This window comes from Eubacterium callanderi (assembly GCF_900142645.1).
Classification (GTDB): domain Bacteria; phylum Bacillota; class Clostridia; order Eubacteriales; family Eubacteriaceae; genus Eubacterium; species Eubacterium callanderi.
On the sequence record NZ_FRBP01000001.1, the window covers coordinates 80,710 to 107,162 of the forward strand.

Sequence of the window (26,453 nt, forward strand, 5' to 3'; positions counted from 1 at the left end):
TTCTCTTTTCTTATTAATCATTCATAATCAAGATATGTTCTTAATTTTACCATTAACGGTGCCTTTTGAATATCTTTTTTTCCATTTGACGCAAGAATTTCACAAAAGACCACTCCCTTTTTAAGCCGGAACCGGATAAGCTCAGACTCCTGAAGAATATTCAGGCCGACCAGCAACTTAAAGACATTGAGCGTCTCAAATTTCCGAACGATCTGATCGACTGCCGCTCCCTTTAATTGCACCTGGCGCATCAGGGCATAGATCAGCTTCAGATCCTCCCTTGTCAGGTTCATGGCTTCCCGATCAAGGTCTGTCAATCCAAGCTCCGGAAGTTCTGCCACCGGCGCGTTTTTGATCCGCTCCACCAGATTATAGGCGGACTGATTGTGGTAAAAAGGCGACCGTTTAATATCTTTTAATAATAATTGTACGCTTTTTTTGTCTCGAAAGCAATTAATTTCTGGTTTACATAGGATAGAAAATTGACCGTCGGTTCCATCATCCAGAGCTGCCCCCATTCCAAAGCCCACACAACGGTAGGGCGGTAGCGAAAACATGAGATGTGTTTTATCACTCCCCATTTTCCGGGCGTCCTGCGGCTTTAGTCCCTCCATTAAAAATACCGGTCCGGGATTTCCTACACCGTAGGGCTCAAACTGGTCCAGCTCTTCGGCCAGAGCCTCACTCACATCGCCTATCCCCATAACACTGTCATAGTACATTGTCTTGGTCAAAAGACGGTCAATCCCCTTTTCTGACGCATAGTCATTGACCTTTTCGGCAAATTGGGGAATATCTTCCGCAGGAATGCTCAGGCCCGCTGCCTGCTCATGCCCTCCAAAGGTCGTAAAAAGCTCCGAACAGCTCTGGAGTGCCTCGAAAATATTAAAGCCCTCCACACTCCTGCACGATCCCTTGCCCATTCCCTTTTCGTCTATACCGATGACAACGACAGGATGATACCAGGTTTCCTGAAGCTTACTGGCTACAATGCCAATGACTCCAGGGTGCCAGCCGTCCCCGGCCACTACCATAATGCCCTGCTCATCAAGGTGCTGCTGCTCTACCTGCGCCTTAGCCAGCTCTAAAATCTCCTGCTCAATATCCTGCCGTTTTCGGTTTTCCATGCTCAGATATGCTGCGATTTCTGCCGCCTGTGCTTCATCCTGTGTCATGTAAAGCTCAACTACCTTACCGGCCTCACCTAAACGGCCTGCCGCATTGATCTTCGGCGCTATGACAAAGCCGATGTTTCCAGCATTTACCCGCTTAAGCTCACTGACCTCAATCAACGCCCGAATTCCAAGATTGACTGGACTGGTATTCAGATAATCAATGCCCAGGGAGGCAATGATACGGTTCTCGCTCTTCAACGGCACAATATCGGCTACAGTAGCGATGGCCGCACATTCTATGTACTCCTGTAAATCTGAGTCCAGTTCCAGAACCCTGTCCAGGGCCATCACCATTTTCAGCGCAATTCCTGCACCACAGAGCTCTGAAAAGGGATAGTCCGAATCCTCCCGCTTTGCGTCCACAACCGCCAGTGCCCGGGGGACTTCTCCCTGGCACTCATGATGGTCTGTTACAATTACATCAACACCCTGTTCGTTACAGTAGTCCACCTGTTCATGGGCGGCAATACCGTTGTCCACACTTACAATCAAAGTGGCTCCCATCTTAATAACTGCCTCAAGGGCTGGGATATTCATACCGTAGCCCTCCTCCAGACGGTTGGGTATCCGGTAAAAGGCTTCGATTCCAATGCCCTTAAAATAGCGCATCAGAATAGATACTGCAGTGGTGCCGTCTGCGTCATAATCGCCGTAGATACAGACCTTTTCCCCCTGCTCCCTGGCCTTCAACAATCTGTCGACAGCTTTCTGCATGTCCGGCAGTCCAAAGGGGTCATAAAAATCCGAGAAGTCCGGCTCCAAATAGGCCATTGCCTTATCAGCAGTGTCATAGCCACGCTTGACCAGCAGTCTGGCCGACAAAGGCGTCAGGCCACATTCCTCTGTCAGTTCCTCCACTGCCGCAATGTTGGCTTCTGTTTTGCTTTTTCGTTCTTTCCAAATTGTGTTTACCATATGTTTCCTCTATACAAAGAAACCGGCTGCTCAACCGTGCAGCCGGCTCCTGGTTTCTTACTTTTATACCTGCGGCTGTTTATTTCTACCCTTATTGGTATTTGAAACCGCTCTTTTTTTATTCTTTTTATTGCTCTTGGAATTTGGGAACCGCTTCTGAAACTGTACCCACAACGGGCTGGCTACAAATATTGATGAGTAGCAGCCACTGACAATCCCGACGATCAATGGCAGGGCAAAGCTTCTGATCGCTTCTACGCCAAAGATATACAGAGCCAAAATGGCCAGAAGTGTTGTCACAACTGTGTTGATGCTTCGTTTCAGGGTCTGTGAGACACTCACATTGACCAGCTCGTTAATGTCGCGCATGCCAATCCGGGTTTCATTTTCACGGATACGGTCAAACACAACAATGGTATCATTGATGGAATACCCCAAAATAGTCAGAATAGCCGCAATAAAAGGCGCATTGACCTGGATCTGGAACAGAGCGTAAACCCCAATGACAATGGTAATGTCGTAAAGCAGCGCAATGATGGCTGAGAGTCCAAAATAGAACTCGAACCGGAAAGTAATATAGATCAGCATAAGCAGAACCGCTATGGCCGATGCGACCACTGCGTTGCGCGCTGTTTCAGAGCCAACTGTGGCTGTAACAGTATCGACAGAGACCAAATCGCTGTCCTGGAGACTGTATTTATCCTTGAACTGATTAAACAGCTCCTTGCGCTGGTCGGTGTCAAGACTTTCCTTGGTACTGATTACAATGCGGTCCTGACCGTCGCCGGCATATGTTATCTCCGCACTTTTGTCGTATTGATCTGTAATCTGACGTGCGTCGTCGGTGTTGAACTGCGTATGCAGATCAATGGTAACAATGGTACCGCCTACAAAGTCGATCCCAAAATTCAAGCCTCTTATAAGCAGGGAACCTACACTGATAAGAACCAGAACGATTGCGATGCTGAACCAGATTTTACTTTTTTCAACTAGTTTTAATGTCTTCATCTTTCTGCTCCTTCCTTAGATCCCATAGAACTTGCCGCTGCCGAACAGATGCGTACCGATGACCAGCTTGGTCAGATGCTTGGTTATAATAACAGCTGTCAGCAAGCTCACAATAATACCGAGAATCAGTGTTACAGCAAAGCCCTGAACGCTGCCGCTTCCCATAAAGAACAGCACAAAGCCCGCAATCAGTGTCGTGACATTGGAGTCGATAATGGTACCCATGGCCCGTTTAAAGCCCGCGTCGATGGCGGCATTGATGGATTTTCCGGAGCGTGACTCGTCTTTAATACGTTCAAAGATAATAACATTGGCATCGACAGCCATACCCACGGAAAGAATAATCCCGGCAATCCCTGGCAGGGTGAGTGTAACATTGGCAAAAACCATCAAAATCAAATCAAGCATAATATAGATGATCAGAGCCAGATCGGCAATAAAGCCAAGACCTCTGTACATAACAAGCATAAACAGCAGAACAGCCGCGATACCGATGGCACCGGCGATCAAACTCTGATTCAGGGAATCCTGGCCAAGAGTCGGACCGATGGTTGTCACTTCGATTGGGCTCAGCTTGACCGGCAGCGCGCCGCCGCGGATAAGCTCAGCCAGATTTCCGGCCTCTTCCATATCGGCCATCCCCTCGATCACGGCCTCACCATTGGTGATGGCCACGTTAACCTTCGGGCTGCTGATAACCTCATCATCCAGCTTGATGGATATCTGCTGATTCAGGTACTTTTGTGTCGCGTCGGCAAAAAGCTGAGTACCTTCGTCATTAAATTTCAAGGTAACAACGGCTTCTTCCAGTCCGCTGCTTGATTTCTGCTGGACTGCTTTGGAGTCCACAACGTCTTTACCGGTCAGAATAACCTCACCGTCCGGGCCCACAAATTCCAGCTGAGCGGTTTTACCAATCATATCCAGAGCCTGTTGCTGGTCCTGTACAGAGGGAATGGACACGCGGATACGGTCTTCACCCTGTTTTGAAACCTGGGCTTCGCTGACACCCATGGAGTCTACACGTTTTTTTATGGCGGCGACAGTACTGTCCATTTTTTCAGACGTAATACCGCTGTCGTCTGTCGCTTCAGCCTGAAGCACAACATTCACTCCACCGGTCAGGTCCAGACCATAGTGCACATGGTCTCCTATGTTTCCAATATCATAAATTCCCACGCTAAGGCCATGAAACAGAGTATAGCCGCAAAACGCAAGAATCGCAATAAAAATAACCAGTGTGATGGTCTTTTTGGTATTAACCTTTTCTTTCACACACTTTCCTCCTCTACTTAACCATTAGATACTTCTAATGGATCATGCTGCGCATTCTGTCAAGACGCAGTAACAGCTCTTCTTTGCCGAGTACATCCATAATCAGTGTTAAATCGGGGCCGTGCATTTCGCCGGTCAACATGATACGGGTAGGCATGTAGAGCATTTTCCCTTTTATTTTTTCTGCTTTGTGTTCTTTCTGTATTTCCTTCAGGATCGCTTTGGCGCGTTCGGTATCCACCACGTCACTCTCTGTAATCTTTTCGACCAAAGCATTAAAGAGTACCGGAACGGTTTCTTCTTTCAGAAGATCAAGGCTTTCCTGGTCTGTAATCTCAAAATTGCGGTCAAAGAGCACTTTTGTTTCTTCCGGCACCTGCGCAAAATAGTTGAGCCGCTCACGCATAAGCTCGCCAACCTTTTCAAGCCATGGCATACGTTTTTCAATATCCGCCTCCGTGATATAGCCAGCGTCCACCAGATACGGAATCATGCGTGCTGTCAGTTCCTCAATGGGAAGCTCCTTGATATAGTGGGCGTTCATCCAATCCAGTTTTGCCCGGTCAAATACTGCGCCGGATTTATTGATTCTGGACAGGTCAAAGGCTTCGACCAGCTCGTCCATTGAAAAGATTTCCTGCTCATCCTCAGGGCTCCAGCCTAAAAGGGCCAGAAAATTGATCAAAGCTTCCGGAAGATAGCCTTTTTTAAGAAAATCACCGACAGACACATCGCCCTGGCGTTTGCTGAGTTTTTTATGGTCATCATTCAGAATGTTGGATAAGTGAACGTACTGAGGCTGTTCCCAGCCCAAGCATTCGTACAAGTACACATGCTTGGGTGTGGAGGGCAGCCATTCCTCGCCCCGGATAACATGGGTAATTCCCATGAGATGGTCATCGACGACAACGGCAAAATGGTAGGTTGGAAAACCGTCGGTTTTAATTAACACCTGATCATCCAGATCATTGGTGTTTATCTCAATCCTGCCGCGGACTGCGTCATCAAAGGTGACAACGTGGTCTTCCGGCAGTTTCAGACGGATAACGTAGGGTTCGCCAGCTGCGACACGAGCCTCCACTTCTTCTCTGGGCAGGTTGCGGCAATGCCCGTCATAGCGCGGTGTTTCACCGGCCCTCTTCTGCTTTTCACGTACTTCGTCCAGACGCTCCTTCGTGCAAAAGCAATAGTAAGCCTGCCCATTTTCCAGCAGCTGGTCAATGTACTTTTTGTAAATTTCCAGACGTTCTGACTGGATATAAGGGCCGTAGTCACCCTTCTGGACAATTTTACCGTCCTCCTCAAAAAGGCCTTCGTCCGGCACAACGCCGGTTACCATCAAAGCACCCAGCAGATTTTCAACCGCACCTTCTTCGTAGCGGGTGCGGTCTGTATCTTCAAGGCGCAGCAAAAACTGACCGTTATTCTTTTTGGCAAACAAATAATTGTATAAGGCGGTTCGCAAGCTGCCCACATGCACGTTGCCAGTGGGGCTTGGAGCAAAACGATCTCTAATCATTCAATTCTCCTTCTAATTGATATCGATAATCATGGTTCTATAATTATTACACGCTAACTATTATAGCATTAATTCTTATCTTTAGCATGATTTTTTAGGTTATTTTTAATAATTCTTGCATTTCGGGCAAGGACATCTTTTCCACGCCAGGCAGCAGCTGTTTTTCCAAACTTTTCTTCAAAATCCGATTCGCTGATCGCTTCGGTTTCATCAAGCCCAGGATAAATGCTTTCTGGCGCTATGTCCGGCCAGGCCTGTCCGCCGTCTGAGCTCTTTATATTCCAGGGACAGGCCCGCTGGCAGTCATCACAGCCGTACAGGTAAGTGACGCCCAGCAGTCTTTCTTCCTCTGGGGTCAGTTTTTTCTTCTGGGTCAGATAGGAAACGCACCGTTCAGGCTCCAGTGTATATCCCTCTCCCAGGGCCTGGTTTGGACATGCCATGAGACAGCGCTGGCAGGTGCCGCATTGGCTTTTAAGCGGCACAGCATGTTTAAAGTCGATGAGACTGCTTACCAGTATCTGCCCAATAAAAAAGAAACTGCCATATTCTGGATTGATGAGGGTATTGTTTTTGCCGAAAAAACCCAGGCCTGCCCGCCAGGCTGTGGCCCGGTCCAGAAGGCGGCTGTTGTCCACATAGCTTCTGTATTCAAGTGAAGGGGCTGTCTCCTTTAACAGCGCCATGAGGCCATTCATTTTTTCTGTAACCACCTCATGGTAATCCTGTCCCCAGGCCACTGAGGCCATCCTTCCGTGTGCAGTATTATCTTCCGGCTCTGGCAGCTCCGTACAGTAAGGCACGCCAATAACGATGATCCCCTTTACTTTTGGAAAGGCCTGGCTGTAGTCAACGCGCCTGGACGGCGGTGTGCGCTCAAAGCTTGTGATCCTTCCCTGCTCTCTGCGTTTTTCCAGTATCTCCAGCCACTCTGTCAGAGGGTGCGGCTCTGCAAAGCCAATCATTTCTATTCCAGCCGCTCTGGCGGCCTCTCTGATTTTTTCTTCCTTCAGCATATTTTTCCTCTGGCTGTTAAAATAAAAAGCAGGCTTATTATCTGCAAGCCTGCTTTCTTTGAAAATTTACAGCCGTCCTTCAATTACTTCCCAGGCTTCATCTTTTCCCATCTTAGTGGCTGCTGAAAACAGAATGACATCACTCCGCTTTCTTGGCCGCAATGTATTGAAAATGTTGTCGACTGCCTTTTTCTGCCGTACCTTTGAAATCTTGTCGGCTTTTGTCGCGATGATAACCGGATCAAGACCATAATAAGTCAGCCAGTCGTACATGAGCCGATCGTCCTCAGTGGGCTCGTGGCGGCTGTCTACCAGCAGCAGGACCAGCACCATGTTCTCACGTTTCTGGAGATATTCCTCAATCATAACGCCCCATTTTTCACGCTCTTTTTTAGAAACCTTGGCATAGCCATAGCCTGGCATATCCACAAAATAGAAAGCGTCATTAATCTTGTAAAAGTTCATGGTCTGTGTTTTTCCAGGCTGGGAGCTGGTGCGGGCCAGGCCCTTTCTCTGGATCAGTGTGTTGATAAAGGAGGATTTACCGACATTGGAGCGCCCCAGCAGGACGATTTCCGGCAGATTATCCTCAGGATATTGAGATTGCTGGACCGCGCTGATGACGATCTCGGCTTGGGTTACTTTCATTTGAGCTCCTCAAATACAATTTTTGTAACTTCTTCCATTTTGCTGACCGGGTGGATATTGAGAGCCTCCAGCACCATATCCGGCACTTCCTCAAGATCCTTCTGGTTTTCCTTCGGCAGGATAATTTCCCTGATGCCTGCACGGTGTGCAGCTGTCAGCTTTTCGCGTAGTCCCCCGATTGGCAGCACGCGGCCTCTCAAAGTGATTTCACCTGTCATGGCCAGATTCTGAGGCACTGGCTTACCTGTAAGAGCCGAAATCAGTGCTGTGGTCATGGTAATACCCGCTGAAGGTCCATCTTTTGGCACTGCGCCCTCAGGTACATGCAGATGGATATCGTTCTTTTCATAGAAATCCTCGGCAATACCCAGCTCCGATATTTTGGAACGAATATAGCTGATGGCTGCCTTGGCAGATTCCTGCATGACGTCGCCAAGCTGACCGGTAATTACGATCTTGCCGGTTCCCTTTACAACAACCACTTCAATCTGAAGCGTTTCGCCGCCAACAGAAGTCCAGGCAAGCCCATTGACAAGGCCTATCTCCTTGACATTGTTCATAGTGTCAAAGGAATAGCGCTCCATGCCCAGGAATTTGTCAAGATTCTTCTGAGTAACGGAAACACTCTGCTTACCGTTTTCCACAATTTCCTTCGCGGCCACACGGCACACACGGGCAATCTGGCGCTCCAGCTCACGGACACCGGATTCGCGGGTATAGTAACTGATAATATTCTGCAGCGCCTTCTGGCTGATCTTACAGCTGCTGGCCTTTAAACCGTGGATTTCCAGCTGCTTTGGAATCAGGTAGCGTTTGGCGATTTCCAGTTTTTCTGTTTCCACATAGCCGTTGACCTCAATGATCTCCATACGGTCAAGCAGCGGTCTCGGAATAGTAGAAAGAGAGTTGGCTGTGGTCAGGAACATGACATGGGACAGATCGAAGGGAAGCTCCAGATAGTTGTCCGTAAAAGTACTGTTCTGTTCCGGGTCCAAAACCTCCAAGAGGGCTGACGCCGGATCGCCCCGGAAATCCTGGCTAAGCTTGTCAATTTCATCCAGCAGGAACAGCGGGTTCATGGCTTCCGCCTGCTTCAAGTGGTAGATAATCCGTCCCGGAATCGCCCCCACATAGGTTCTGCGGTGCCCACGAATCTCTGCCTCGTCCCGCATCCCGCCTAAGGACATACGCACATATGGACGGTTCAATGCCCGGGCAATGGACTTGGCAATGGAAGTTTTACCAACCCCCGGAGGTCCCACCAAGCATAAAATCGGTGATTTCAGAGACTTTGACAGTTGGAGAACAGAAATGTATTCCAAGATACGCTCCTTAACCTTCTCCAATGCGTAATGATCGTGATCGAGTATCTTTCTCGCTTCCACCACATTAAGGGTTTCTTCTGTCATAATATTCCAGGGCAGATCGAGAACCCACTCAATATAGCTCTCAATCACACCAGCCTCTGAGGACCCTGCCGGGATTTTGTTCAGACGGTTAATCTCATTGGTAACCTTCTCCCGGACCTCGTCGCTGACGTCAAGTGAATCAAGACGCTCACGGTAATCCTCAATCTCGTCGATGACGTCACCTTCGCCAAGCTCTTCCTGAATGACCTTGATCTGTTCTCTGAGAACATATTCGCGCTGGTTTTTATCCAGTTCCGATTTCACCTTGGCGTCAATATTCTGTTCAATGCGAAGCATTTCCAGCTCGCTGACCAGCACCTCATAGGTGATCATCAGGCGTTTTTCCACATCGGTTTCCTGAAGAATGCGCTGGGCATCCTTGCTTTCCAAAACCAGGTTGGCGCAGATCAGGTCAATAAGATTATCCGGATTGTCCACAAGGTCCAGCGAGGCCAGCAGGTCTGTCGCCATTTTCCGGGTCATAGTCATATAGGTCGCAAAGGCAGAGCGGATCATGCGGATCAGTGCCTGATTTTCCTTGGTGTCATAATAAATACTCTGGACCGGCTCATAGAGCACTTCAAAAAAGGGCTCATACTGAATGTACTCAATAATTTTCGCCCTCTCCTGGACTTCTACGAGAATTCTGGTCAGGTTATCTGGCATTTTAAGCATCTGCTTAACCTTGGCCACACAGCCAACACTGTAGATGTCTTCCGGTTCCGGGTCTTCTATTTTTATATCCTTCTGTTCGGTCAGAAACACAATCTGATCCCTTGTCATGGCTGTTTCAAGAGCCTGAATGGATTTATCCCTGCCGATGTCGAAATGAACTACCATTCCCGGAAACACGCTCATACCGCGCATGGGAATCATGGGCAGGCCTTTCTGCTCATCCTTGATATCTTCGGAAAGACCCGCAGGATTCTGGATATGATTATTTAAAGTCATTTCATCATTCTCAATATTCATTTTATTGCTCCTTTCTAAGAGATAAAAGGGGATGTCTTTCAGTTATAAAAAAAGCAATCCCATAAGATTGCTTTTTTACAGGTATTCTAAGATACACTGGTCGTCTTTTCTTCACTGGCTTTTGGCTGTGATTCCACTACGGGCGCTTCCAGCTGTTCGACCACATCTTTAGTGATAATAACCTTCGATACGCCTTCCTCCGAAGGTATATCAAACATAATGTCCGTCATGATATTTTCAATAATTCCGCGGAGACCTCTGGCGCCAGTGCCATTCTGCAGCGCCTTCTCGGCAATGGCCTTTAAAGCGTCTTTTTCAAATTCCAGCGCTACACCTTCGATTTCAAACATTTTTTTATACTGTTTAACCAGGGCGTTTTTAGGCTCGGTCAGAATATTGATCAATGCCTCTTCATCTAAATTCTGAAGGGTCGCAATGACCGGAATACGGCCGATAAATTCTGGAATAAGGCCGTATTTCAGCAGATCCTGAGGCTCAATATTATCGAGAAGCTCTTCTTTGGCTTTCTCATCAGAGGTTTTAATGGTCGCACTGAAGCCCATGGAGCCCTTTTCCATTCTACGCTCAATTACCCCGTCCATGCCGTCAAAGGCACCGCCGCAGATAAAGAGAATATTGGAGGTGTCCAGCTGAATAAACTCCTGATGCGGATGCTTTCTGCCTCCCTGCGGCGGAACATTAGCAACGGTTCCCTCAAGAATTTTCAACAGGGCCTGCTGTACGCCTTCACCGCTGACGTCCCGGGTAATGGACGGATTGTCACTTTTTCGGGAGATCTTGTCAATTTCATCTATATAGATAATCCCCTTTTGAGCGCGCTCAACGTCCATATCTGCTGCCTGCAGCAGCTTCAGCAGAATATTTTCAACATCTTCGCCTACATAACCGGCTTCTGTCAAAGAGGTGGCGTCCGCAATGGCAAAGGGTACATCCAATACCCGCGCCAGCGTCTGAGCCAGAAGGGTCTTGCCAGAGCCTGTAGGCCCGATTAAAATAATATTACTTTTCTGTAATTCGACATCATCGTCGCTATCCAGCATCGCGTTAATACGCTTGTAGTGATTGTATACCGCTACTGCCAGCGCGCGTTTTGCGCGGTGCTGGGAAATAACATATTCGTCAAGCTTTGCTTTAATCTCACGGGGTGTCGGCACATTTTCAAAATCAATTTCCTTTGGCACATAGTCGTTGGCAATGATTTCTTCACACAGAGCCACACATTCATCGCAAATGTAGACGCCTGGTCCTGCAACCATCCGCTTTACCTGAGACTGGCTCTTTCCGCAGAAAGAACAGCAAACCTGTTTGATTCCATCTTTTTCGTTTGACATATTAATTCCTCTTATCTGGAACTGACGATTTGATCAATCAGACCATATTCTAACGCTTCCTCAGCAGACATAAAATTGTCGCGGTCTGTATCCCTTGCGATAACGTCAATGGGCTGACCCGTTTTTTCACTGAGGATTTCATTGAGCTTTTCACGCGTTTTAATCAAACGTTTGGCATATATTTCCACATCGACACTCTGGCCCTGGGCGCCGCCCAAAGGCTGGTGAATCATGATCTCACTGTTCGGAAGCGCCTTGCGCTTGCCCTTGGCACCCGCCGCCAGCAAAAACGCGCCCATAGACGCCGCCATGCCTACACACATGGTGGAGACATCGCATTTAATAAAATTCATGGTATCGTAAATGGCAAACCCGGAGGTTATGGAGCCGCCCGGGCTGTTGATATACATCTCAATATCTTTGTCTGGATTATCCGCTTCCAAAAAGATTAACTGTGCTACGATCAGACTGGATGTTGTATCATTTATTTCCCCGTCAAGGAAAATAATCCGCTCTTTCAGCAAACGTGAATAAATGTCAAAAGAACGTTCCCCCCGTCCCGTCTGTTCAATAACCATAGGGACAAGATTCATATTCATTGTTATACCCCTATTATTTAACCTGAGCGGCGTCGACTAAGAAATCGATGGCTTTTCTTCGTTTGATATCGGTCTTCATATAACCTTCCATCGTCTCGTTCACTGTCTTTTTAAATTCTTCAAAATCCTGCTGCATGGAAGCGGCATATCTTTTGATTTCTTCTTCCAGTTCTTCTTCTGTTGGTTCCAGCTTTTCAGCTTCTGCAATTTCAGTTAAAACAAAATCCGCCTTAAGATTGCGTTCAACATCTTCTTTCATACCTTCTCTGAACTGTTCAACATTTGAACCCATATAGCCAAGATAATCGTTGAGAACCAGTCCCTGGCTCTTTAACTGGCGGTCATAGGTATCCAGGGTACGATCCAGCTCTTCTTCAACCATCAGGTAAGGAATTTCAATTTCTGCATTCTGAACAGCAAAGTCGATGACTTTGTTTTCAGCGTTTCTGCGCAGTTCTGTTGTTTTCTTTTCTTTTAACTTTTCAGCGACACTGGCTTTCAGCTCGTCTAAGGTATCAAATTCACTGACATCTTTTGCAAACTCGTCATCGATTTCCGGAAGTTCCTTAACCTGGACTTCATTAACGATTGTTTTAAACACTGCTTCTTTACCGGCAACATCATCCTGCTTGTAATCTTCCGGGAAGGTAACCTTTACTTCAACTTCTTCACCGGTTTTTGCGCCTATGAGCTGATCTTCATATCCTGGAATAAAGGTATTACTGCCCAGTTCCAGAGGATAGTCATGGCCTTCGCCGCCTTCGAACGGTACATCGTCAACGTATCCTACAAAATCAATAATAACGGTGTCGCCCTTTTTAGCTTGAGCATTTTCATCAGTGATCATGCGTGCATTCATGCCAGCCATACGTGTGATTTCTTCGTCAATATCTTCATCGGAAACAACAGCTTCAAGGGATTCAATTTCTGCGCCCTTGTATTCTCCGAGTGTTGCGGCAGGTTTCAGGCCAATATTTACAATAAACACTGCGCCGTCTTCACTGGCTTCTTTTACTTCCTGTAATTCCGGACGGGTTACAGGTTCAATTTTCAGTTCCTCCAGCGCGTCTTTGTAGGCACCTGGAAACGCGAAATCAATGGCGTCTTCATAGAATACACCCTTACCGTAGTGAGCTTCGATCAGTTTTCTGGGCGCTTTGCCCTTTCTGAACCCCTGAATCGTGAAATGTTTTTTATTTTTGTTGTAAGACTGTTTAATTGCTTTTTGAAAGTCTTCAGCTGATACTGTAATCTCAACTGATACTATATTTTTTTCATTACTTAGTTCTTTTGCGCTCATATTATCCTCCACATAGCTCTAATTATAAACATTCTCAATTTCCTAAGTATAACACAGGAATTATGCCATATCAAGCGTAGAAATGCTTTGTTAAAAAAAATTTCGGCTTTTACAGCTCATTTTTAAGGTAAACTTCAAAAATTTCGGCCCGAATTGCAAAAAATAAGGTCCAAGTTGCTGTTTTTGCCTGTCATATAAAAACCCGGGATCACGAAATCCCGGGATTCTATGGTGAATCACTATTTTATTCAGGCTGTATCAGCCGCCCAGATAAGCTGTGCGTACCTCGTCATTGGTAAGCAGTTCCTCTGACGTACCATGCAGCTTGATCTTGCCTGTTTCCAGTACATATCCTCGATTCGCGATACGCAGGGCTTTATTAGCGTTCTGTTCGACCAGCAGAATGGTAGTCCCTGCGCTGTTTATGGTCTGAATCATACTGAAAATTTCATCGACCAGAATCGGCGCAAGCCCCATGGACGGTTCATCCAGGAGCAAAAGCTTCGGTCTGGTCATCAGCGCCCGCCCAATGGCCAGCATCTGCTGCTCGCCGCCGCTCAGGGTACCGGCAATCTGCTTAGACCGTTCCTTCAGGCGCGGAAAATAGTTAAAGACCATTTCCATATCCTGAGCGATCTCCCGCTTGTCCTTTCTGATAAAAGCACCCATCACAAGATTCTCGTAAACGGTCATCTCAGCAAAGACCTGACGGCCTTCTGGTACATGGGCAATCCCGAGATCCGGAATCTGGTATGGTTTTACTTTACTGATATCTTCTCCCTGAAAGGAGATAATGCCTTTTTCCGCCCTCAGAAGTCCTGAAACGGTCTGGAGGGTTGTGGTTTTACCGGCTCCGTTGGCGCCGATCAGGGTGACAATTTCACCGTCATTTACCTCAAAGGTAATCCCCTTGATGGCATGGATTTTTCCATAATATACATTAAGATCTTTTACTTTTAACATCAAACCCCTCCTAATCTCCGAGATAAGCCCGGATTACATCAGGATTGTTCTTAATTTCGTCCGGTGTTCCCTCTGCAATGGTACGGCCGTAGTCAACAACCACAATCCGTTCGCAGATCCCCATAACCAGTTTCATATCATGCTCGATCAGTAAAACGGTGATATTAAACTTATTCCGGATAAAATGGATAGTCTCCATCAACTCTTCGGTCTCGTTGGGGTTCATCCCTGCCGCCGGTTCATCCAGCATCAGGACCTTGGGGTCTGATGCGAGGGCTCTTGCGATCTCAAGTTTACGCTGCTGGCCGTAGGGCAGGTTTTTTGCCTTGGTCTGCTCGTATTCGCCCATATCAAAAATTTCAAGAAGCTTTTTACATTCTTCATAGGCCTTCTGCTCTTCCTTCCAGAATTTCCTGGTGCGGAAGAGGCCCTGGGCCAGATTGTAATTCACAAAATTATGGTAGGCGATTTCAACATTTTCAATGGCGGTTAAATCCTTAAACAGACGGATATTCTGAAAGGTACGGGCAGCGCCCATTTTAACCACCTCATGTGGGGATTTGCCCACAATGCTTTTACCTTCAATTTTTATATCCCCCTCGGTTGGGACATAGACACCGGTCAGGGTATTAAAAATCGTGGTCTTACCAGCGCCGTTCGGGCCGATCAGCCCTACCAGCTCATTGGAACCCAGGGTGAGATTGAATTTATCGACAGCAGTCAGGCCGCCAAAACGCATGGTTACATCCTTTGCTTCAAGAATTGGCATTATGCGTCACCTCCGTCCACTGAATTCTTTGTTGTATCCTTACGGTTTTTCAGATTTTCAAAGAAACGCGTGAGTGAGAACTCATAGCGTCCCAGCATGCCCTGAGGTCTGAAAATCATCATAATTACCAGAGCCAGAGAGTACACCAGCAGACGGTATTCTGAGAACTGCCGCAAAAGTTCCGGCAGAACCGTCAGTACAATAGCTGAAAGAATAGAGCCTGTCACGCTGCCCAGACCGCCGAGTACAACGATGACAAATATTTCTATTGAAAACATGAACTGGAATTTGTTCGGATCCAGATAGCCCTGATAGTGGGCGTACAGAGAACCGCCGACTCCTGCAAAGAACGAGGAGATAGTAAAGGCCATAACCTTGTATTTGGTAGTTGGAATCCCGGCTGCCTCAGAGGCGATCTCATCCTCACGGATCGACATAATGGCCCGTCCGAATTTAGAGCGCCCCAGCGTAAAGATCAGTAAAATAACAACAATCATAATCCAGTAAACATAGCCCAGAGTCGCAATACGCGGAATTCCTTTAAGGCCCTGCGCACCACCGGTAGGCTGAAAGTTCACAAAGAAAATACGGATAATTTCAGCAAAGCCGATGGTAACAATCCCGAGGTAGTCCCCCCGGAGACGCAAGCTCGGTGTTCCGATCACAATCCCGACAATCCCTGCGGCAACCCCGCCGGCCAGAGATGCGATGATCAAGACCAAAAGCGCAGGCAGCGAGTCATTTCCGTTGGTGATAGCGATGGATACACTGGCCGCTGTATAAGCCCCAATGGCCATAAAGCCTGCGTGGCCGAGGGCCATTTCACCCAGAAAGCCCGCTACAATATTTAAGCTTGTCGCCATAATGATCATGATACAGGTCAGAATGACAATACCGCCAAAATAGTTGGTAACAATCTTAAAGGTCACCAGTGAGTAGATCACTGCAAAAATTACGATCATTGAGATTGCGTTGACAATGTATGATTTTTTGAGTTCCTTTGTCATGTCTTACACCTTCTCTCTCGTATTCTTGCCGAGGATACCTGTCGGCTTAAAAAGAAGCACAATGATCAGCACTAAAAACACAATGGCGTCTGCCCAGGTTGAGGAAATGTACGCCTTGGTCATGGTTTCAATCATACCGATAATAAAACCGCCCAGCATAGCGCCCGGCACACTGCCGATACCGCCAAGCACTGCGGCGACAAAGGCTTTAAGACCCGGCATTGTCCCCATGGTCGGCGCAATGTTCAGATAGGCGGTACTGTATAAAATTCCCCCTAAGGCGCCCAGGGCAGAGCCGATCAAAAATGTCAGTGAAATAGTTCTATTCACATTAATTCCCATTAAAATAGCGGCATTCTGATTTTCTGAAACGGCGCGCATGGCACGGCCCTGTTTCGTCTTCTGTATAAATAATTCCAATAAGATCATAAAAAGCACAGAAAGACCAATAGTAATTAATGTAATAGAATTAATTTCCAGACCTCCCACGTGGAATACTACCTGAGGGAAAATCTTCGGCATAACCTTTGGATCAGCCCCAAAGATCATAAGTGCCAGGTTTTGTAAAAACATACTCACACCAATGGCTGTGATGAGCGCGGATAACCTCGGCGCGTTTCTCAATGGCCGGTAGGCGATAAATTCGATGACTACACCCATCACTGCGGTTAAAATCATTGAAAATGCAATAACCGCCCAGAAGGGCCAGTTCAATGTCGTTGCGGCAATAAATGCGAAATAGGCTCCAAACATCATGATCTCGCCGTGGGCGAAGTTGATGAGTTTGAGGATACCGTATACCAGCGTATAACCGATGGCGATCAATGCGTAAATACTGCCTGAATTCAGTCCGTTAATGAACTGCTGCAAAAAGACCACAAACAGTTACCTCCCTTTCAAATATTTTAATTCACCATATTGTATAAACAGATATAGAAGAGCCGAGGCTCTTCTATATCTGTTATTTTAATCCACTTGTGCTTTTGATTTAGTTGTCACCCTGTACAGTGGTCACAAATTTCAATTCGCCATTATCAACCTGAATGATTGTAATGTCTTTACCCTTTGGATTACCTTCTTCGTCAAATGTGAAATGACCGGTTACACCGTCAAAATCAATCTTCTGCAGTGCATCGACAATTGCCTGTGAGTCTGTGCTGCCCGCATTTTTGATTGCTTCAGCCATAACGTTCATGCCATCGTAGCCTAAGGCTGCGAAAGAGTTGGCTGCTTCACTATATTTGTCTTTGTAGGATTTGATAAAGTTCTGCACAGCTTCCTTCGGGGAATCTGCTGCATAGTGGTTTGCAAAATACTGGCCCTGTGCAGCGTCAGCGTAGTCTACCTGAACACTGTCCCAGCCGTCGCCGCCGACGAATTTGGAAGTAATCCCCATTTCCTTAGCCTTCTGCATGATCGGACCTGCTACATTGTAGTAATCTGGAATATAGACAACTTCTGGGTTCAGCTCTTTGATTTTGGTCAGCTGAGCGCTGAAGTCTTTATCTTTATCTGCGTAGGATTCACTGCCGACAACCTTGCCGCCCTTTGCTTCAAAGGTGGCTTTGAAAGCGTCTGCCAGCCCCTGAGAGTAAGCGCTGCCTGAATTCACCAGCATTGCAGCTGTTTTAGCGCCTAATCCGCCGTTTTCAGTGCTCACTGCAAAGTTCGCACCGGCGTTGCCCTGGTATTCATCCAGATAGCATACACGGAAGCTGTTTGGAGCGCCTTCGGTAACGTCCGCTGCGGTAGAGGTCGGGGTTAAGATCGGCATATTATCGGATTTTGCTAAATCCTTAATAGCCATACTTTCGCCTGTCAGTACAGAGCCGACAATTGCGACGACGCCGTCCTGGTCACGCAGACGATTGTACGCGTTGACTGCTTCGGTTGAGTCGCCTTTGGTATCGTAAGAAACGACTTCAACATTCTTTCCGTTGATGCCGCCGTTTGCATTGATCTGTTCTGCGGCCAGCTCGATCCCGTTTTTAGCTGCCACACCGTACATTGCGGTGTCGCCAGTGTAAGGACCTAAAGCACCGATTTTAATGGTATCTCCGCTGCTTCCGCTTCCGGATGAGCTACAGCCAGCAAAGGCGAAAACGGATACACACAAAACACCAACCATTAGAGCACTAATGATTTTTTTCTTCATTTTCTCTTCCTCCTGTGAAAAATAAATTTAAACTTTTACTCATTTTAATATATCCCAGAGAAAATATCAAGGAATATCTGGGTTTTGTATACAATTTTTTATTTTTTCTTGTTTCGCTTTTTATAATCGTCACAGTAAGGATTGATCGCGCAGCTCTCACACTTGGGGTTTCTGGCCGTACACAGCCGCCTTCCATGCCAGATCAGCCAGTGGTGCGCACGGGACCAGTAATCCCTGGGAATATTTTTCATCAGCTCTTTTTCGACCTGGAGAACGTTGTTCCCTTTTGCCAGGCCAATACGCCGGGATACCCGGAACACGTGCGTATCCACCGCGATGGCTGGCACGTCAAAAGCGTTGCTCATAACCACATTGGCGGTTTTCCGGCCAACGCCCGGAAGCTTTATGAGCTCTTCCATAGTCTCGGGCACAACACCGTTGTATTCCGAGAGCAGCATATGGCAGGTCAGAAGAATATTCTTCGCCTTTGTGTTGGAGAGACCACAGGATTTGATTTTTTCCCTGAGCTCTCCTTCATTTAAGGTCAGCAGCTTTTCCGGGGTATTGTACTCCTTGAACAGCTCGCCGGTTACAATATTCACCCGCACATCCGTGCACTGGGCCGACAGCATGGTTGCGATCAGCAATTCAAAAGGGCTGGTAAAATCCAGCCCGCATTTTTCTCCGCCGTAGAGCTTTTCAAGCTCATCCAGCACCTTTTTTCGATTTTCTTTATTCATACTTCTCATCTCCGTAGAGGATCAGCGCCATCATTTCAAGATTCACAGCCCCGGTGTTTTCAACCGCGTGGGCGCTCTCGTGTCCTGTTACCAGAACGTCCCCGGGATTTAATGTCCGCTTTACACCGTTGTCCGTTACCTGGGCCTGACCGCTCAGGATGTAAAAAATTTCCTTTTCGTTCACATGCTCATGACTACCGATGGAGCACCCTGGCTCCACGGTAATCTGGGCATATAATCTTCCCTTGTCACAGAGAACGTCCTGATCCACAACATGCTTGATGTGGATCGTTCCATTTCCTCCGCGCATTTCAAACTTATCATCAATGGTATGTTCTTCATTTTTGATCAGCATTTTGACACCTCAATTATTCTTCCTCAGTGGAAGGTTTCTCATCATCATCTGGTGTTGTTGGTGTCGGTGTAGACGTTGGTCGCGGTGTCGGTTCTGGCTCTACTGTTGGTTCTGGTGTCGGTGCTGCTGTCGCTTCCGGTGTCGGCGTCGGTGTTGCGGCCGGCGTCGGTGTGGTTATGGGCGTTGTCTGTGTAGACTCTGAAGGCGCTGCAAACTCAGTGACCAGATCATTGTTGATCAGTGACCGGACATAGGAGCCGTAGATACCTGCCGGGATATAACTCCCTGTGCCGACTGGGTCATGTTCAAGGTTACCGACCCACACCGAGGTCGTAATGTTCCCGGTCATACCGGTGAACCATAAATCTTCCTCGTTGTCCGTTGTTCCTGTCTTACCTGCTGTCGGATAAGCCTGGGCCGCACGTCCGCCGGTACCGCTGGTGACAACCTGCTGCAGGATACCCCACATGGAGCTGGCTGTATCTTCAGACATAACCTTTCTGGAGGTCAGGCCAAGCTGGCTCTTATCAAAGACCTGCTTGCCGTTGGTCTGCTCAACCTTAACAATTTTGTAAGGCTCATTATAAACACCGCCATCGTTAAAGCAGTTGAAGGCAGCTGCCATTTCGATTGGCTTGATCCCATTCGTCATCCCGCCCAACGCTGTGGCCAGATTATAGTCGTCTGCGCCAGTGTCCAGATCTCCTGGATTAACAAAAGTTGTAATACCCAGTGTTTTCATCCAGTCGATGGCATTTTCAATGCCAAAGGTATTAAAAACCTTAACCGCCGGGATATTCAAAGAATTGACAAGGGCCTGGGTAATGGTGACATTGCCGCTGTAGCCGCCGCCGTAATTCTTCGGTGAGTAGCCGCCAATATTAATCGGCTCATCCTTGATAATTGAAGACGGTGAGAACACACCCTTTTCGATGGCGCCGCTGTAATAGAGCGGTTTGATGTTAGAGCCAGGCTGTCTCGGTGAGTCCGCCATGTCGATATCCGTGTTTCCAGCGTAGTAGCCCAGTACAGCGCCATCCTTATCCACCGTGACGATGGCGCCAGTGTCGCCATTTTCCTGGCTGAAGCCAGCATTGTCCAGTCCGTTTTCCATAGCGGAAATGGCTGCATCCTGATATCCGGTGTTAATGGTTGTATAAACACGGTAACCGCCGTTCGCGATATTTTCGCGGATCTGTTTAACGGCTTCTTCCTCGTCCACACCCTTCTGCTTCATCACACTTGGCGCGAGAGCCTCGGCGTATTCCTGAAGCGCCGCATTAATGAATGCCCCGTAGCCATCCTTAATATCATCGTTGGTCTGTTCTTCGGACCATGGCATTATAGTGATTTCAGTGGCTGCGGCCTGATCCGCCTGTTCCTGGGTAATGTAGCCTTCTTTTACCATACGGGCAAGTACCTGGGCCTGTCGGTTCTTAGCCGCCTCAAAGTTGGCGTTGGGCGCATAGGCCGACGGCGCCTGGGGCAGACCTGCCAGCATGGCAGACTCGGCCAGATTCAGGTCGGAGACATTTTTGCCAAAATAGGTCTGGGCAGCTGCCTGCACACCATAGGAGGCAGAACCAAAGTAGTATTCATTCAGGTACATTTCAAGGATCTGGTCCTTGGTATATTTTTCTTCCAGCTGCCTTGAAATGGAGATTTCCTTCATCTTACGGTTGACAGAATCCATAAAGCCAGGTTCAGCAACGTCCAGGTCAAAGAGCACTCTGGCGAGCTGCTGGGTAATGGTACTGGCCCCCTGGCCTGTACTGTTTCCGCTGAACAGATTTGAAACCAGTGAACGCATAATCCCGTAGTAGTCGACACCGTGGTGCGAATAGAAACGGGAGTCCTCTGTTGCAATCAGGCCGTTCTGAAGATCCTTTGGAATCTGATCCAAAGAGACGTAGGTCCTGTTCTCAGCTGCCATCTCGGCAATAACCTGGTTATCTGATGAGAAAATCTGCGTCTTTTCCTTTTGCTGATAAGTAAAATCTGAAATATCCTGTCTATTGGCCGCGTAGACCGAAAAGCCTGTCACGACACCAGCAACGATCAAAACCGCCAGTACAATCAGAACGATTTTCCAGGTTGCCATTCTTTTCTTTTTCTTTTTGGGCAGCCCTTTTCTAGGCGCCTTGGGAGCAACTTTCTTTGCTTCTTCTTTACTCATAATTCCACCTTCTTTTTATTCTTTCCTCAATGTTTCTTGAAGTGTTACTAAATCTTCAGTTAATCCTGCGGAAAGTTCCAACTCACCGCTTTTGGGTAAGGTTAAGTTCAACTTTGCAGCGTGCAGGGCCTGCCTGGCCATGCCATAGCTCGGATTCCCATCATGATTGTACAGGCTGTCGCCAATGATGGGGCAGCCAATATATTTTAAATGAACTCTGATCTGGTGGGTGCGTCCGGTTTCCAGTACCAGCTCCACCATCGCAGCATTCCTGTAGCTTTCCAGTACTCTGAAGTGTGTGACAGATTCCTTACCGTCTTCCATGACAATTCTTTCCAGACTGTCCTCAGACGGACGGCCAATGGGAACACGGATACAGCCTTCCTTCTCCTCCGGAACATTGTTCACAAAGGCGATATAAGTCTTTTTAACCGCATCAGTCTTCATTCTGGATTGGATATAATGATGCACATATTTATTTTTCGCGATGACGACAAGTCCGGTAGTGTCCCGGTCCAGACGATTCACAAAACGGATTTTTCCAGGGGTACCTCTCTCCTCCCAGTACCAGGCCACATGATTGGCCAGGGTATCCAGCTGGTGGCTTTTGGTTGGATGCGTCACACAATCAGCATCCTTATTGACCACAAGCACCTCGTCGTCCTCATAAACAATATCTAAGGGTCCCTCAACAGCTTCAATGTCGAACCGCTCCTCCGGGAAGGTAATGACCACCTGGTCTCCTCTCTGCACCGGATCGGTCAGCCAACAGTCCCTGCCGTTTAAAGTAATACTGCCGTCCCGCTTGAGCTGCCTGAGCAGCCGGCTGGAGTAATCATAATGATTGGTCAGCATGTCCTTCAAAGAACCACTTTTTACATCTCCTACTATATAATGATATACAAACTGTCCCTCTTCGGGCATAATCATTACATCACCTCTTCCAAGCATTCACAATCTCAACTATTTATTTTATTGTAAAATAAGAAAATAATCAATCTAATTTTAACACAAATTCATAAATAATGCCAAAAAACATAAAAGAACCTTAGATATAACCGGATTCTTTAAAGCTGACATAGTCTGCCCCGCCGATCACCACATGGTCGAGAACTGGAATCCCCAGCAGTTCGCCTGATTCGAGCAGACGTTTGGTAATGGCCCTGTCCTCCGCACTTGGTTTCGGATCACCCGATGGATGATTATGGGCCAGAATAACCGCAGCGGCATGCTGCCGGATAGCTTTTACAAACACCTCTCTCGGATGCACCAGGGACGCATTGATGGTCCCGATGGAAATGGTTTCTGTCTTAATGACTTTGTTCTTGTTATCCAGCAGCAGAATCATAAAGTGCTCCTGCTTCAGGTAACGCAGCTCATCTGTCAGCAGCGTGGCCACATCCTTTGGCGAACCGATTTTCGGCTGTTCGGGCGGACGGGTATTCACACGCCGTCCAAGCTCTATGGCAGCCTTAATCTGGCAGGCCTTTGCCGGGCCAATGCCCTTGAGCAGCGCGTTGCGGTCGAGCTCCTCGATACTCATGCCAAAAAAGGCTGAGAGGTCGTTGTCAAAGGCCCTCAGAATTCGCTGTCCAAGCTCCACCGCAGTCGCGTCCTGGCATCCTGTCTGAATGATAATGCCGATCAGCTCTGCATTACTGAGACTGTGGACACCGTGTTTTATCAGCTTTTCACGGGGACGCTCATCTCTGGGCATCTCCCGGATTGCCATATGGTCACTATTTTCGGCCATAGGTCACCTCCTCGCACGGTTCTCTTTATTCTAACAGATTTCAAATTTCCTTTCCTAAATAAATTCCTAACATTATGTAATGTTTTGTAACTGAATAATGAACAAAACATTAAGAAAAGCCCCAAAAGGGGCTTTTCCGCTTATTTTTCTTTCAAATCCTCCAGCTGTCCGTTAAAAAAGGAAGTGAGCTGTTTTAAAGCAATTATTAAGTTTTCCAGTCCCTCCTCTGTCAGGACCTCACCGACATTTGAGACCATATTCTCGTGGAATATCCGGTGGTGCATCTCGGCACGCATGCCTTTTTCCGTTAAATAGATTCGTACTACCCTGCGGTCCTTTTCGGAACGCCTGCGGGACAGGTACTCTTTTTTGACCAACACATTCACCGCTGTGGTCAGTGCGCCGACTGTAATCCCGACCTGGGCGGCTATTTCCGTCATCGTGTTCTTTTTGTCTCTCTGCAAAATACTGACTGCTTCTATAATATGTAATTCCTTGACAGAAAGATTTTCAATGCTGCTTTTTAAAAGGGTCTGTTCTTCCAACGATAGGATCTTATTGAAGGTATCGACAAAAAAGGTGTTCAAAGTATCTCTTTGTTCATCATTCATGATTTACCTCTTAAATATTGTATCTTTTTAAATTCATTTTATGTTAAAAGTATCCAAATGTCAATGAAAATACAAAGGCCACAGCAAATTTCAGCTGTGGCCTTAATTTTATGGTTGATCCGTTATCTCTGCGGTGCTGCGCGCCCGTCCCCTGTTCTGAAAATAAGTGAATAAAACGGTAAACAGCATGATTACAACCAGAATGCCCATAAGCACCAGACTGTTCTTATCAAGTCCCATAGCGCCGGTTCCGCTGATGGTGTCCTTAAACAGCCCGACCGAATAAGTCATGGGCATAAACGGGTACAGAAGGTTAAAAAACTTCGGCACCGTCTCCATTGGAAAAGTCCCGCCGCAGGAGGTCAGCTGAAGAATCAGCAGCGCAATGGCCAGAAATTTTCCAATGTCCTTTAAAAAGACAATCAGGAACTGGACAATGGCAATAAAGACCATGGATACCAGACAGCAGGCCAGATAGAAGGCCAGCGGATGGTTAATCTGAAGCCCCAGCCCGAACTGAAGCACAAGGGCCAGAAGTACTGCCTGCATGAGCCCGATCACAAGATAGGAAAAGCTCCGGATAATACGCTTGTCTGAGCGTCTGGACAAGAGCTGGAATTTCTCGTCCGCGTCCAGATAAATGCCAAAGAAAATAATCAGTGCGCCGACCCATAAGGATAAGGAGAGGAAGTAGGGCGCAAAAGCTGTTCCGTAATTCGGCACCGGGTCGATGGCGTCGGTACTGACATTGACCGGGTCTGCCGCGTAGCTGTCCAGACCGCTTAAAGCGCCCAGCTGATCCCGGGCATCGGTCAGGTTGTCGTCTACGCCTGTCTTAGCGGTTTGGAGACCGTCCCTGAGCTGAACAGCGCCATCCCTCAGCTTGACAACACCCGTCCCAAATTCCCGGGCGCCGCCCACGAGGGTAGTGGTGCCGTCACTCAGCGCAGACGCGCCTGAATCCAGGGACTGGGCACCCGCATTCACCTGATTGACACCTTGGCTGGCCTGGGCAGTGCCGTCCGCCAGGGCTCCTGCGCCATCCTTGACCTGTCCGGCTGCCGCGTTTAATTTTCCCGCGCCAGCATCAAGGCTTTTGGCGCCTTTGTCGGCCTGGCTGGCCCCGGCGGCTACCTTATTTGCTCCGTTTTTCAGCGTATCCGCACCGCCAACCAGTTGTCCGGTCGCAGTGTCAAGGCCATCCATCCCCTGCTTCAGGCTGCTGCTTCCTTCCGCCAGCTCCTGTGAGCCCGTCTGAGTTTTCCGGGCTCCGTCAATGAGGGCTGGAATCCCCTGCTGTGGGTCGTTAAGGGCCTCCTGCCCTTCTTTGATCCCGGCAGAGAGGGTATCGAGACCGTCGCCCACCGCCTTACCGCCCGCCTGTAAGGCAGTGATCTGGCTTGGGTCTGTTGCTGCTGCCTGATCGTAAAGCGCTTTAAAATATGGATCATTTAACAGATCCGGGTTATTTGTACCAGCCCCCACAATGCCATCCACCATCTGGCTGGAGCTTGAGATCAGCTGATCCACGCCGGCCTGATAGCCTCCGAATCCGGTCTGAAGCTGCCCCACACCGCTGTCCAGGTCCGTCATGCTGGCATTGACCTTCTGGCTCAGCAAATTCAGTCCGTCTGAAAGCTGGGCAATCCCGTCGCTCAGTGAAGCAGCGCCTGCTGCAACCTGATCTGCGCCAGATTTAGCTTTCTGCTCACCCTGCTGATACTCCCTGACTTTTGTACTGAATTCGCCAGTTCCGGCAGCAAGGTTTTCTGCCCCCTGGTTCAGGGTACCTGTACCTCCCGCCAGTGATGACGCGCCGTCTGCCAGGTCAGAGGTACCGTTTTTCAGCGCTGCTGTGCCATCGGCCAGAGTATTGGCGCCGTCCTGCAGGCTCTGGGCGCCCTGAGCCAGGCTGCGGGTACCGTCTGCCAGGGCAGAGGCACCGTTTGCCAAGGCGTCCGCGCCGCCGCTCAGGGCTGACGCGCCACTTAAAAGGGTACCAGTGCCATCGGCCAGGGTTCCTGTGCCGTCACTCAGCGCGTCCGCGCCATCCCCAAGCTGTCCAAGACCATCCTGCAGGGTTTCCAGCTGTCCGGGAACCTCGTAAAGCTTCCCGCTGAGCTGAGCCACCAGCTCCTTATCCACACTGGCCCTCGTTGACTTTTCAACCTCAAGCACTGCCTTGCTGAGAATCTGGCTGGCCAGGTAGTTCCGCTTTTCATTGGGCGAGTAATAAATTTCTGCCTCGCGTTTGTTTTTGGTGCTGGCCGAAGCAATATCAGAGGAGAAGTCCTCGGGTATACGAATCAGGGCGTAATACTGGCTGCCCTCAGTTCCCTTAACAGCGTCAGCCTCATCGGTTAACACGAATTTCAGGGTACCGTCCTTTTCCAGCTCATCCCACATTTCCTTTCCGAGGTTACGCGATTTACCGTCAATGGTCGCGCCCCTGTCCTCATTGACCACTGCCACCGGCAGGGTATCCAGCCTTGAGTACGGGTCCCAGAAGGCGTCCAGATAGAAAAAACTGTACATAAGGGGAATAATGATCACGCCGAGGATCACGATCCAGGGTAGCCATTTTTTTAAAAGCGATTTTTCTGACCTTTGTTTTTCCATTTTTTATTGCTTCCTTTCTGCTGCGTTTATAGTTTAATAGAGAAGATTATTGACATAATGTGAAAGTATACCAAAAGATATCCCCGCTGTAACCCGACAAACCCCAGCCATTGTCCT

The 26,453-nt window shown here is 48.1% G+C and carries 22 protein-coding genes; all 22 read right to left on the reverse strand.

What is annotated here, in order from left to right:
- Positions 1-17: 17 nt before the first annotated feature.
- The 22 genes from recJ to BUC22_RS00510 all read right to left on the reverse strand — a co-directional run bounded on the left by recJ (position 18) and on the right by BUC22_RS00510 (position 26,336).
- Positions 18-2,090 (reverse strand): single-stranded-DNA-specific exonuclease RecJ, encoded by a 2,073-nt coding sequence (gene recJ / locus BUC22_RS00405; protein WP_013381784.1) that lies wholly within the window; start codon positions 2,088-2,090, stop codon positions 18-20.
- 63 nt (positions 2,091-2,153) lie between these two features.
- The gene (gene secF, locus BUC22_RS00410; protein ID WP_013381785.1) at positions 2,154-3,098 is read right to left on the reverse strand and encodes a protein translocase subunit SecF; all 945 of its coding nucleotides are present in this window, start codon (positions 3,096-3,098) and stop codon (positions 2,154-2,156) included.
- 15 nt (positions 3,099-3,113) lie between these two features.
- The gene (gene secD / locus BUC22_RS00415) at positions 3,114-4,373 is read right to left on the reverse strand and encodes a protein translocase subunit SecD (RefSeq protein ID WP_013381786.1); all 1,260 of its coding nucleotides are present in this window, start codon (positions 4,371-4,373) and stop codon (positions 3,114-3,116) included.
- 34 nt (positions 4,374-4,407) lie between these two features.
- Positions 4,408-5,892 (reverse strand): glutamate--tRNA ligase, encoded by a 1,485-nt coding sequence (gene gltX, locus BUC22_RS00420; protein WP_013381787.1) that lies wholly within the window; start codon positions 5,890-5,892, stop codon positions 4,408-4,410.
- Positions 5,893-5,960: 68 nt separating this feature from the next.
- Positions 5,961-6,908, reverse strand: a complete 948-nt coding sequence (gene queG / locus BUC22_RS00425; RefSeq protein ID WP_013381788.1) for a tRNA epoxyqueuosine(34) reductase QueG — start codon at positions 6,906-6,908, stop codon at positions 5,961-5,963.
- Positions 6,909-6,974: 66 nt separating this feature from the next.
- Positions 6,975-7,556: a ribosome biogenesis GTP-binding protein YihA/YsxC gene (gene yihA, locus BUC22_RS00430; protein WP_013381789.1), complete on the reverse strand. Its 582-nt coding sequence runs from the start codon at positions 7,554-7,556 to the stop codon at positions 6,975-6,977.
- Positions 7,553-9,937 (reverse strand): endopeptidase La, encoded by a 2,385-nt coding sequence (gene lon / locus BUC22_RS00435; protein WP_013381790.1) that lies wholly within the window; start codon positions 9,935-9,937, stop codon positions 7,553-7,555. Before lon ends, yihA begins: the two co-directional genes overlap by 4 nt.
- A gap of 86 nt (positions 9,938-10,023) precedes the next feature.
- Entirely contained in the window at positions 10,024-11,289 is a 1,266-nt protein-coding gene (clpX, locus tag BUC22_RS00440; protein WP_013381791.1) for an ATP-dependent Clp protease ATP-binding subunit ClpX, read from the reverse strand.
- Positions 11,290-11,300: 11 nt separating this feature from the next.
- The gene (gene clpP, locus BUC22_RS00445) at positions 11,301-11,882 is read right to left on the reverse strand and encodes an ATP-dependent Clp endopeptidase proteolytic subunit ClpP (RefSeq protein WP_038353137.1); all 582 of its coding nucleotides are present in this window, start codon (positions 11,880-11,882) and stop codon (positions 11,301-11,303) included.
- 19 nt (positions 11,883-11,901) lie between these two features.
- Positions 11,902-13,188, reverse strand: coding sequence for a trigger factor (gene tig / locus BUC22_RS00450; protein ID WP_073381800.1), 1,287 nt, complete (start codon positions 13,186-13,188; stop codon positions 11,902-11,904).
- A 258-nt stretch (positions 13,189-13,446) separates the two neighbouring features.
- The gene (locus BUC22_RS00455; RefSeq protein ID WP_013381794.1) at positions 13,447-14,151 is read right to left on the reverse strand and encodes an ABC transporter ATP-binding protein; all 705 of its coding nucleotides are present in this window, start codon (positions 14,149-14,151) and stop codon (positions 13,447-13,449) included.
- 10 nt (positions 14,152-14,161) lie between these two features.
- Complete coding sequence (locus BUC22_RS00460) at positions 14,162-14,920, reverse strand: ABC transporter ATP-binding protein (protein WP_013381795.1); 759 nt, start codon at positions 14,918-14,920, stop codon at positions 14,162-14,164.
- Positions 14,920-15,927, reverse strand: a complete 1,008-nt coding sequence (locus BUC22_RS00465) for a branched-chain amino acid ABC transporter permease (RefSeq protein ID WP_013381796.1) — start codon at positions 15,925-15,927, stop codon at positions 14,920-14,922. Before BUC22_RS00465 ends, BUC22_RS00460 begins: the two co-directional genes overlap by 1 nt.
- A gap of 3 nt (positions 15,928-15,930) precedes the next feature.
- Positions 15,931-16,806 carry a branched-chain amino acid ABC transporter permease gene (locus tag BUC22_RS00470; RefSeq protein ID WP_013381797.1) on the reverse strand — a complete coding sequence of 292 codons (876 nt, stop codon included), beginning with the start codon at positions 16,804-16,806 and terminating at the stop codon, positions 15,931-15,933.
- A 109-nt stretch (positions 16,807-16,915) separates the two neighbouring features.
- Positions 16,916-18,082: an ABC transporter substrate-binding protein gene (locus BUC22_RS00475; RefSeq protein WP_013381798.1), complete on the reverse strand. Its 1,167-nt coding sequence runs from the start codon at positions 18,080-18,082 to the stop codon at positions 16,916-16,918.
- A gap of 98 nt (positions 18,083-18,180) precedes the next feature.
- Positions 18,181-18,822, reverse strand: a complete 642-nt coding sequence (gene nth, locus BUC22_RS00480) for an endonuclease III (RefSeq protein WP_013381799.1) — start codon at positions 18,820-18,822, stop codon at positions 18,181-18,183.
- Positions 18,815-19,177 (reverse strand): cupin domain-containing protein, encoded by a 363-nt coding sequence (locus BUC22_RS00485; RefSeq protein WP_013381800.1) that lies wholly within the window; start codon positions 19,175-19,177, stop codon positions 18,815-18,817. The genes nth and BUC22_RS00485 overlap by 8 nt, the downstream gene beginning before the upstream one ends.
- Before the next feature lie 13 nt (positions 19,178-19,190).
- Entirely contained in the window at positions 19,191-21,353 is a 2,163-nt protein-coding gene (locus BUC22_RS00490) for a transglycosylase domain-containing protein (RefSeq protein WP_013381801.1), read from the reverse strand.
- 15 nt (positions 21,354-21,368) lie between these two features.
- Positions 21,369-22,283 (reverse strand): RluA family pseudouridine synthase, encoded by a 915-nt coding sequence (locus BUC22_RS00495; RefSeq protein WP_013381802.1) that lies wholly within the window; start codon positions 22,281-22,283, stop codon positions 21,369-21,371.
- A gap of 118 nt (positions 22,284-22,401) precedes the next feature.
- Entirely contained in the window at positions 22,402-23,106 is a 705-nt protein-coding gene (gene radC / locus BUC22_RS00500) for a RadC family protein (protein ID WP_013381803.1), read from the reverse strand.
- A 140-nt stretch (positions 23,107-23,246) separates the two neighbouring features.
- Positions 23,247-23,717 carry a MarR family winged helix-turn-helix transcriptional regulator gene (locus BUC22_RS00505; protein ID WP_013381804.1) on the reverse strand — a complete coding sequence of 157 codons (471 nt, stop codon included), beginning with the start codon at positions 23,715-23,717 and terminating at the stop codon, positions 23,247-23,249.
- 108 nt (positions 23,718-23,825) lie between these two features.
- Positions 23,826-26,336 (reverse strand): YhgE/Pip domain-containing protein, encoded by a 2,511-nt coding sequence (locus BUC22_RS00510; RefSeq protein ID WP_013381805.1) that lies wholly within the window; start codon positions 26,334-26,336, stop codon positions 23,826-23,828.
- Positions 26,337-26,453 lie beyond the last annotated feature (117 nt).

Coding starts and splice junctions, on each gene's coding strand:
- recJ (WP_013381784.1), bottom strand. CDS start 2,090: ATGGTAAACACAATTTGGAAAGAACGAAAAAGCAAAACAGAAGCCAAC.
- BUC22_RS00475 (WP_013381798.1), bottom strand. CDS start 18,082: ATGAAGAAAAAAATCATTAGTGCTCTAATGGTTGGTGTTTTGTGTGTA.
- lon (WP_013381790.1), bottom strand. CDS start 9,937: ATGAATATTGAGAATGATGAAATGACTTTAAATAATCATATCCAGAAT.
- BUC22_RS00455 (WP_013381794.1), bottom strand. CDS start 14,151: ATGTTAAAAGTAAAAGATCTTAATGTATATTATGGAAAAATCCATGCC.
- tig (WP_073381800.1), bottom strand. CDS start 13,188: ATGAGCGCAAAAGAACTAAGTAATGAAAAAAATATAGTATCAGTTGAG.
- clpX (WP_013381791.1), bottom strand. CDS start 11,289: ATGTCAAACGAAAAAGATGGAATCAAACAGGTTTGCTGTTCTTTCTGC.
- queG (WP_013381788.1), bottom strand. CDS start 6,908: ATGCTGAAGGAAGAAAAAATCAGAGAGGCCGCCAGAGCGGCTGGAATA.
- BUC22_RS00505 (WP_013381804.1), bottom strand. CDS start 23,717: ATGAATGATGAACAAAGAGATACTTTGAACACCTTTTTTGTCGATACC.
- BUC22_RS00495 (WP_013381802.1), bottom strand. CDS start 22,283: ATGATTATGCCCGAAGAGGGACAGTTTGTATATCATTATATAGTAGGA.
- BUC22_RS00460 (WP_013381795.1), bottom strand. CDS start 14,920: ATGCCAATTCTTGAAGCAAAGGATGTAACCATGCGTTTTGGCGGCCTG.
- gltX (WP_013381787.1), bottom strand. CDS start 5,892: ATGATTAGAGATCGTTTTGCTCCAAGCCCCACTGGCAACGTGCATGTG.
- clpP (WP_038353137.1), bottom strand. CDS start 11,882: ATGAATCTTGTCCCTATGGTTATTGAACAGACGGGACGGGGGGAACGT.
- BUC22_RS00485 (WP_013381800.1), bottom strand. CDS start 19,177: ATGCTGATCAAAAATGAAGAACATACCATTGATGATAAGTTTGAAATG.
- BUC22_RS00490 (WP_013381801.1), bottom strand. CDS start 21,353: ATGAGTAAAGAAGAAGCAAAGAAAGTTGCTCCCAAGGCGCCTAGAAAA.
- yihA (WP_013381789.1), bottom strand. CDS start 7,556: ATGAAAGTAACCCAAGCCGAGATCGTCATCAGCGCGGTCCAGCAATCT.
- radC (WP_013381803.1), bottom strand. CDS start 23,106: ATGGCCGAAAATAGTGACCATATGGCAATCCGGGAGATGCCCAGAGAT.
- BUC22_RS00465 (WP_013381796.1), bottom strand. CDS start 15,927: ATGACAAAGGAACTCAAAAAATCATACATTGTCAACGCAATCTCAATG.
- BUC22_RS00510 (WP_013381805.1), bottom strand. CDS start 26,336: ATGGAAAAACAAAGGTCAGAAAAATCGCTTTTAAAAAAATGGCTACCC.
- nth (WP_013381799.1), bottom strand. CDS start 18,822: ATGAATAAAGAAAATCGAAAAAAGGTGCTGGATGAGCTTGAAAAGCTC.
- secF (WP_013381785.1), bottom strand. CDS start 3,098: ATGAAGACATTAAAACTAGTTGAAAAAAGTAAAATCTGGTTCAGCATC.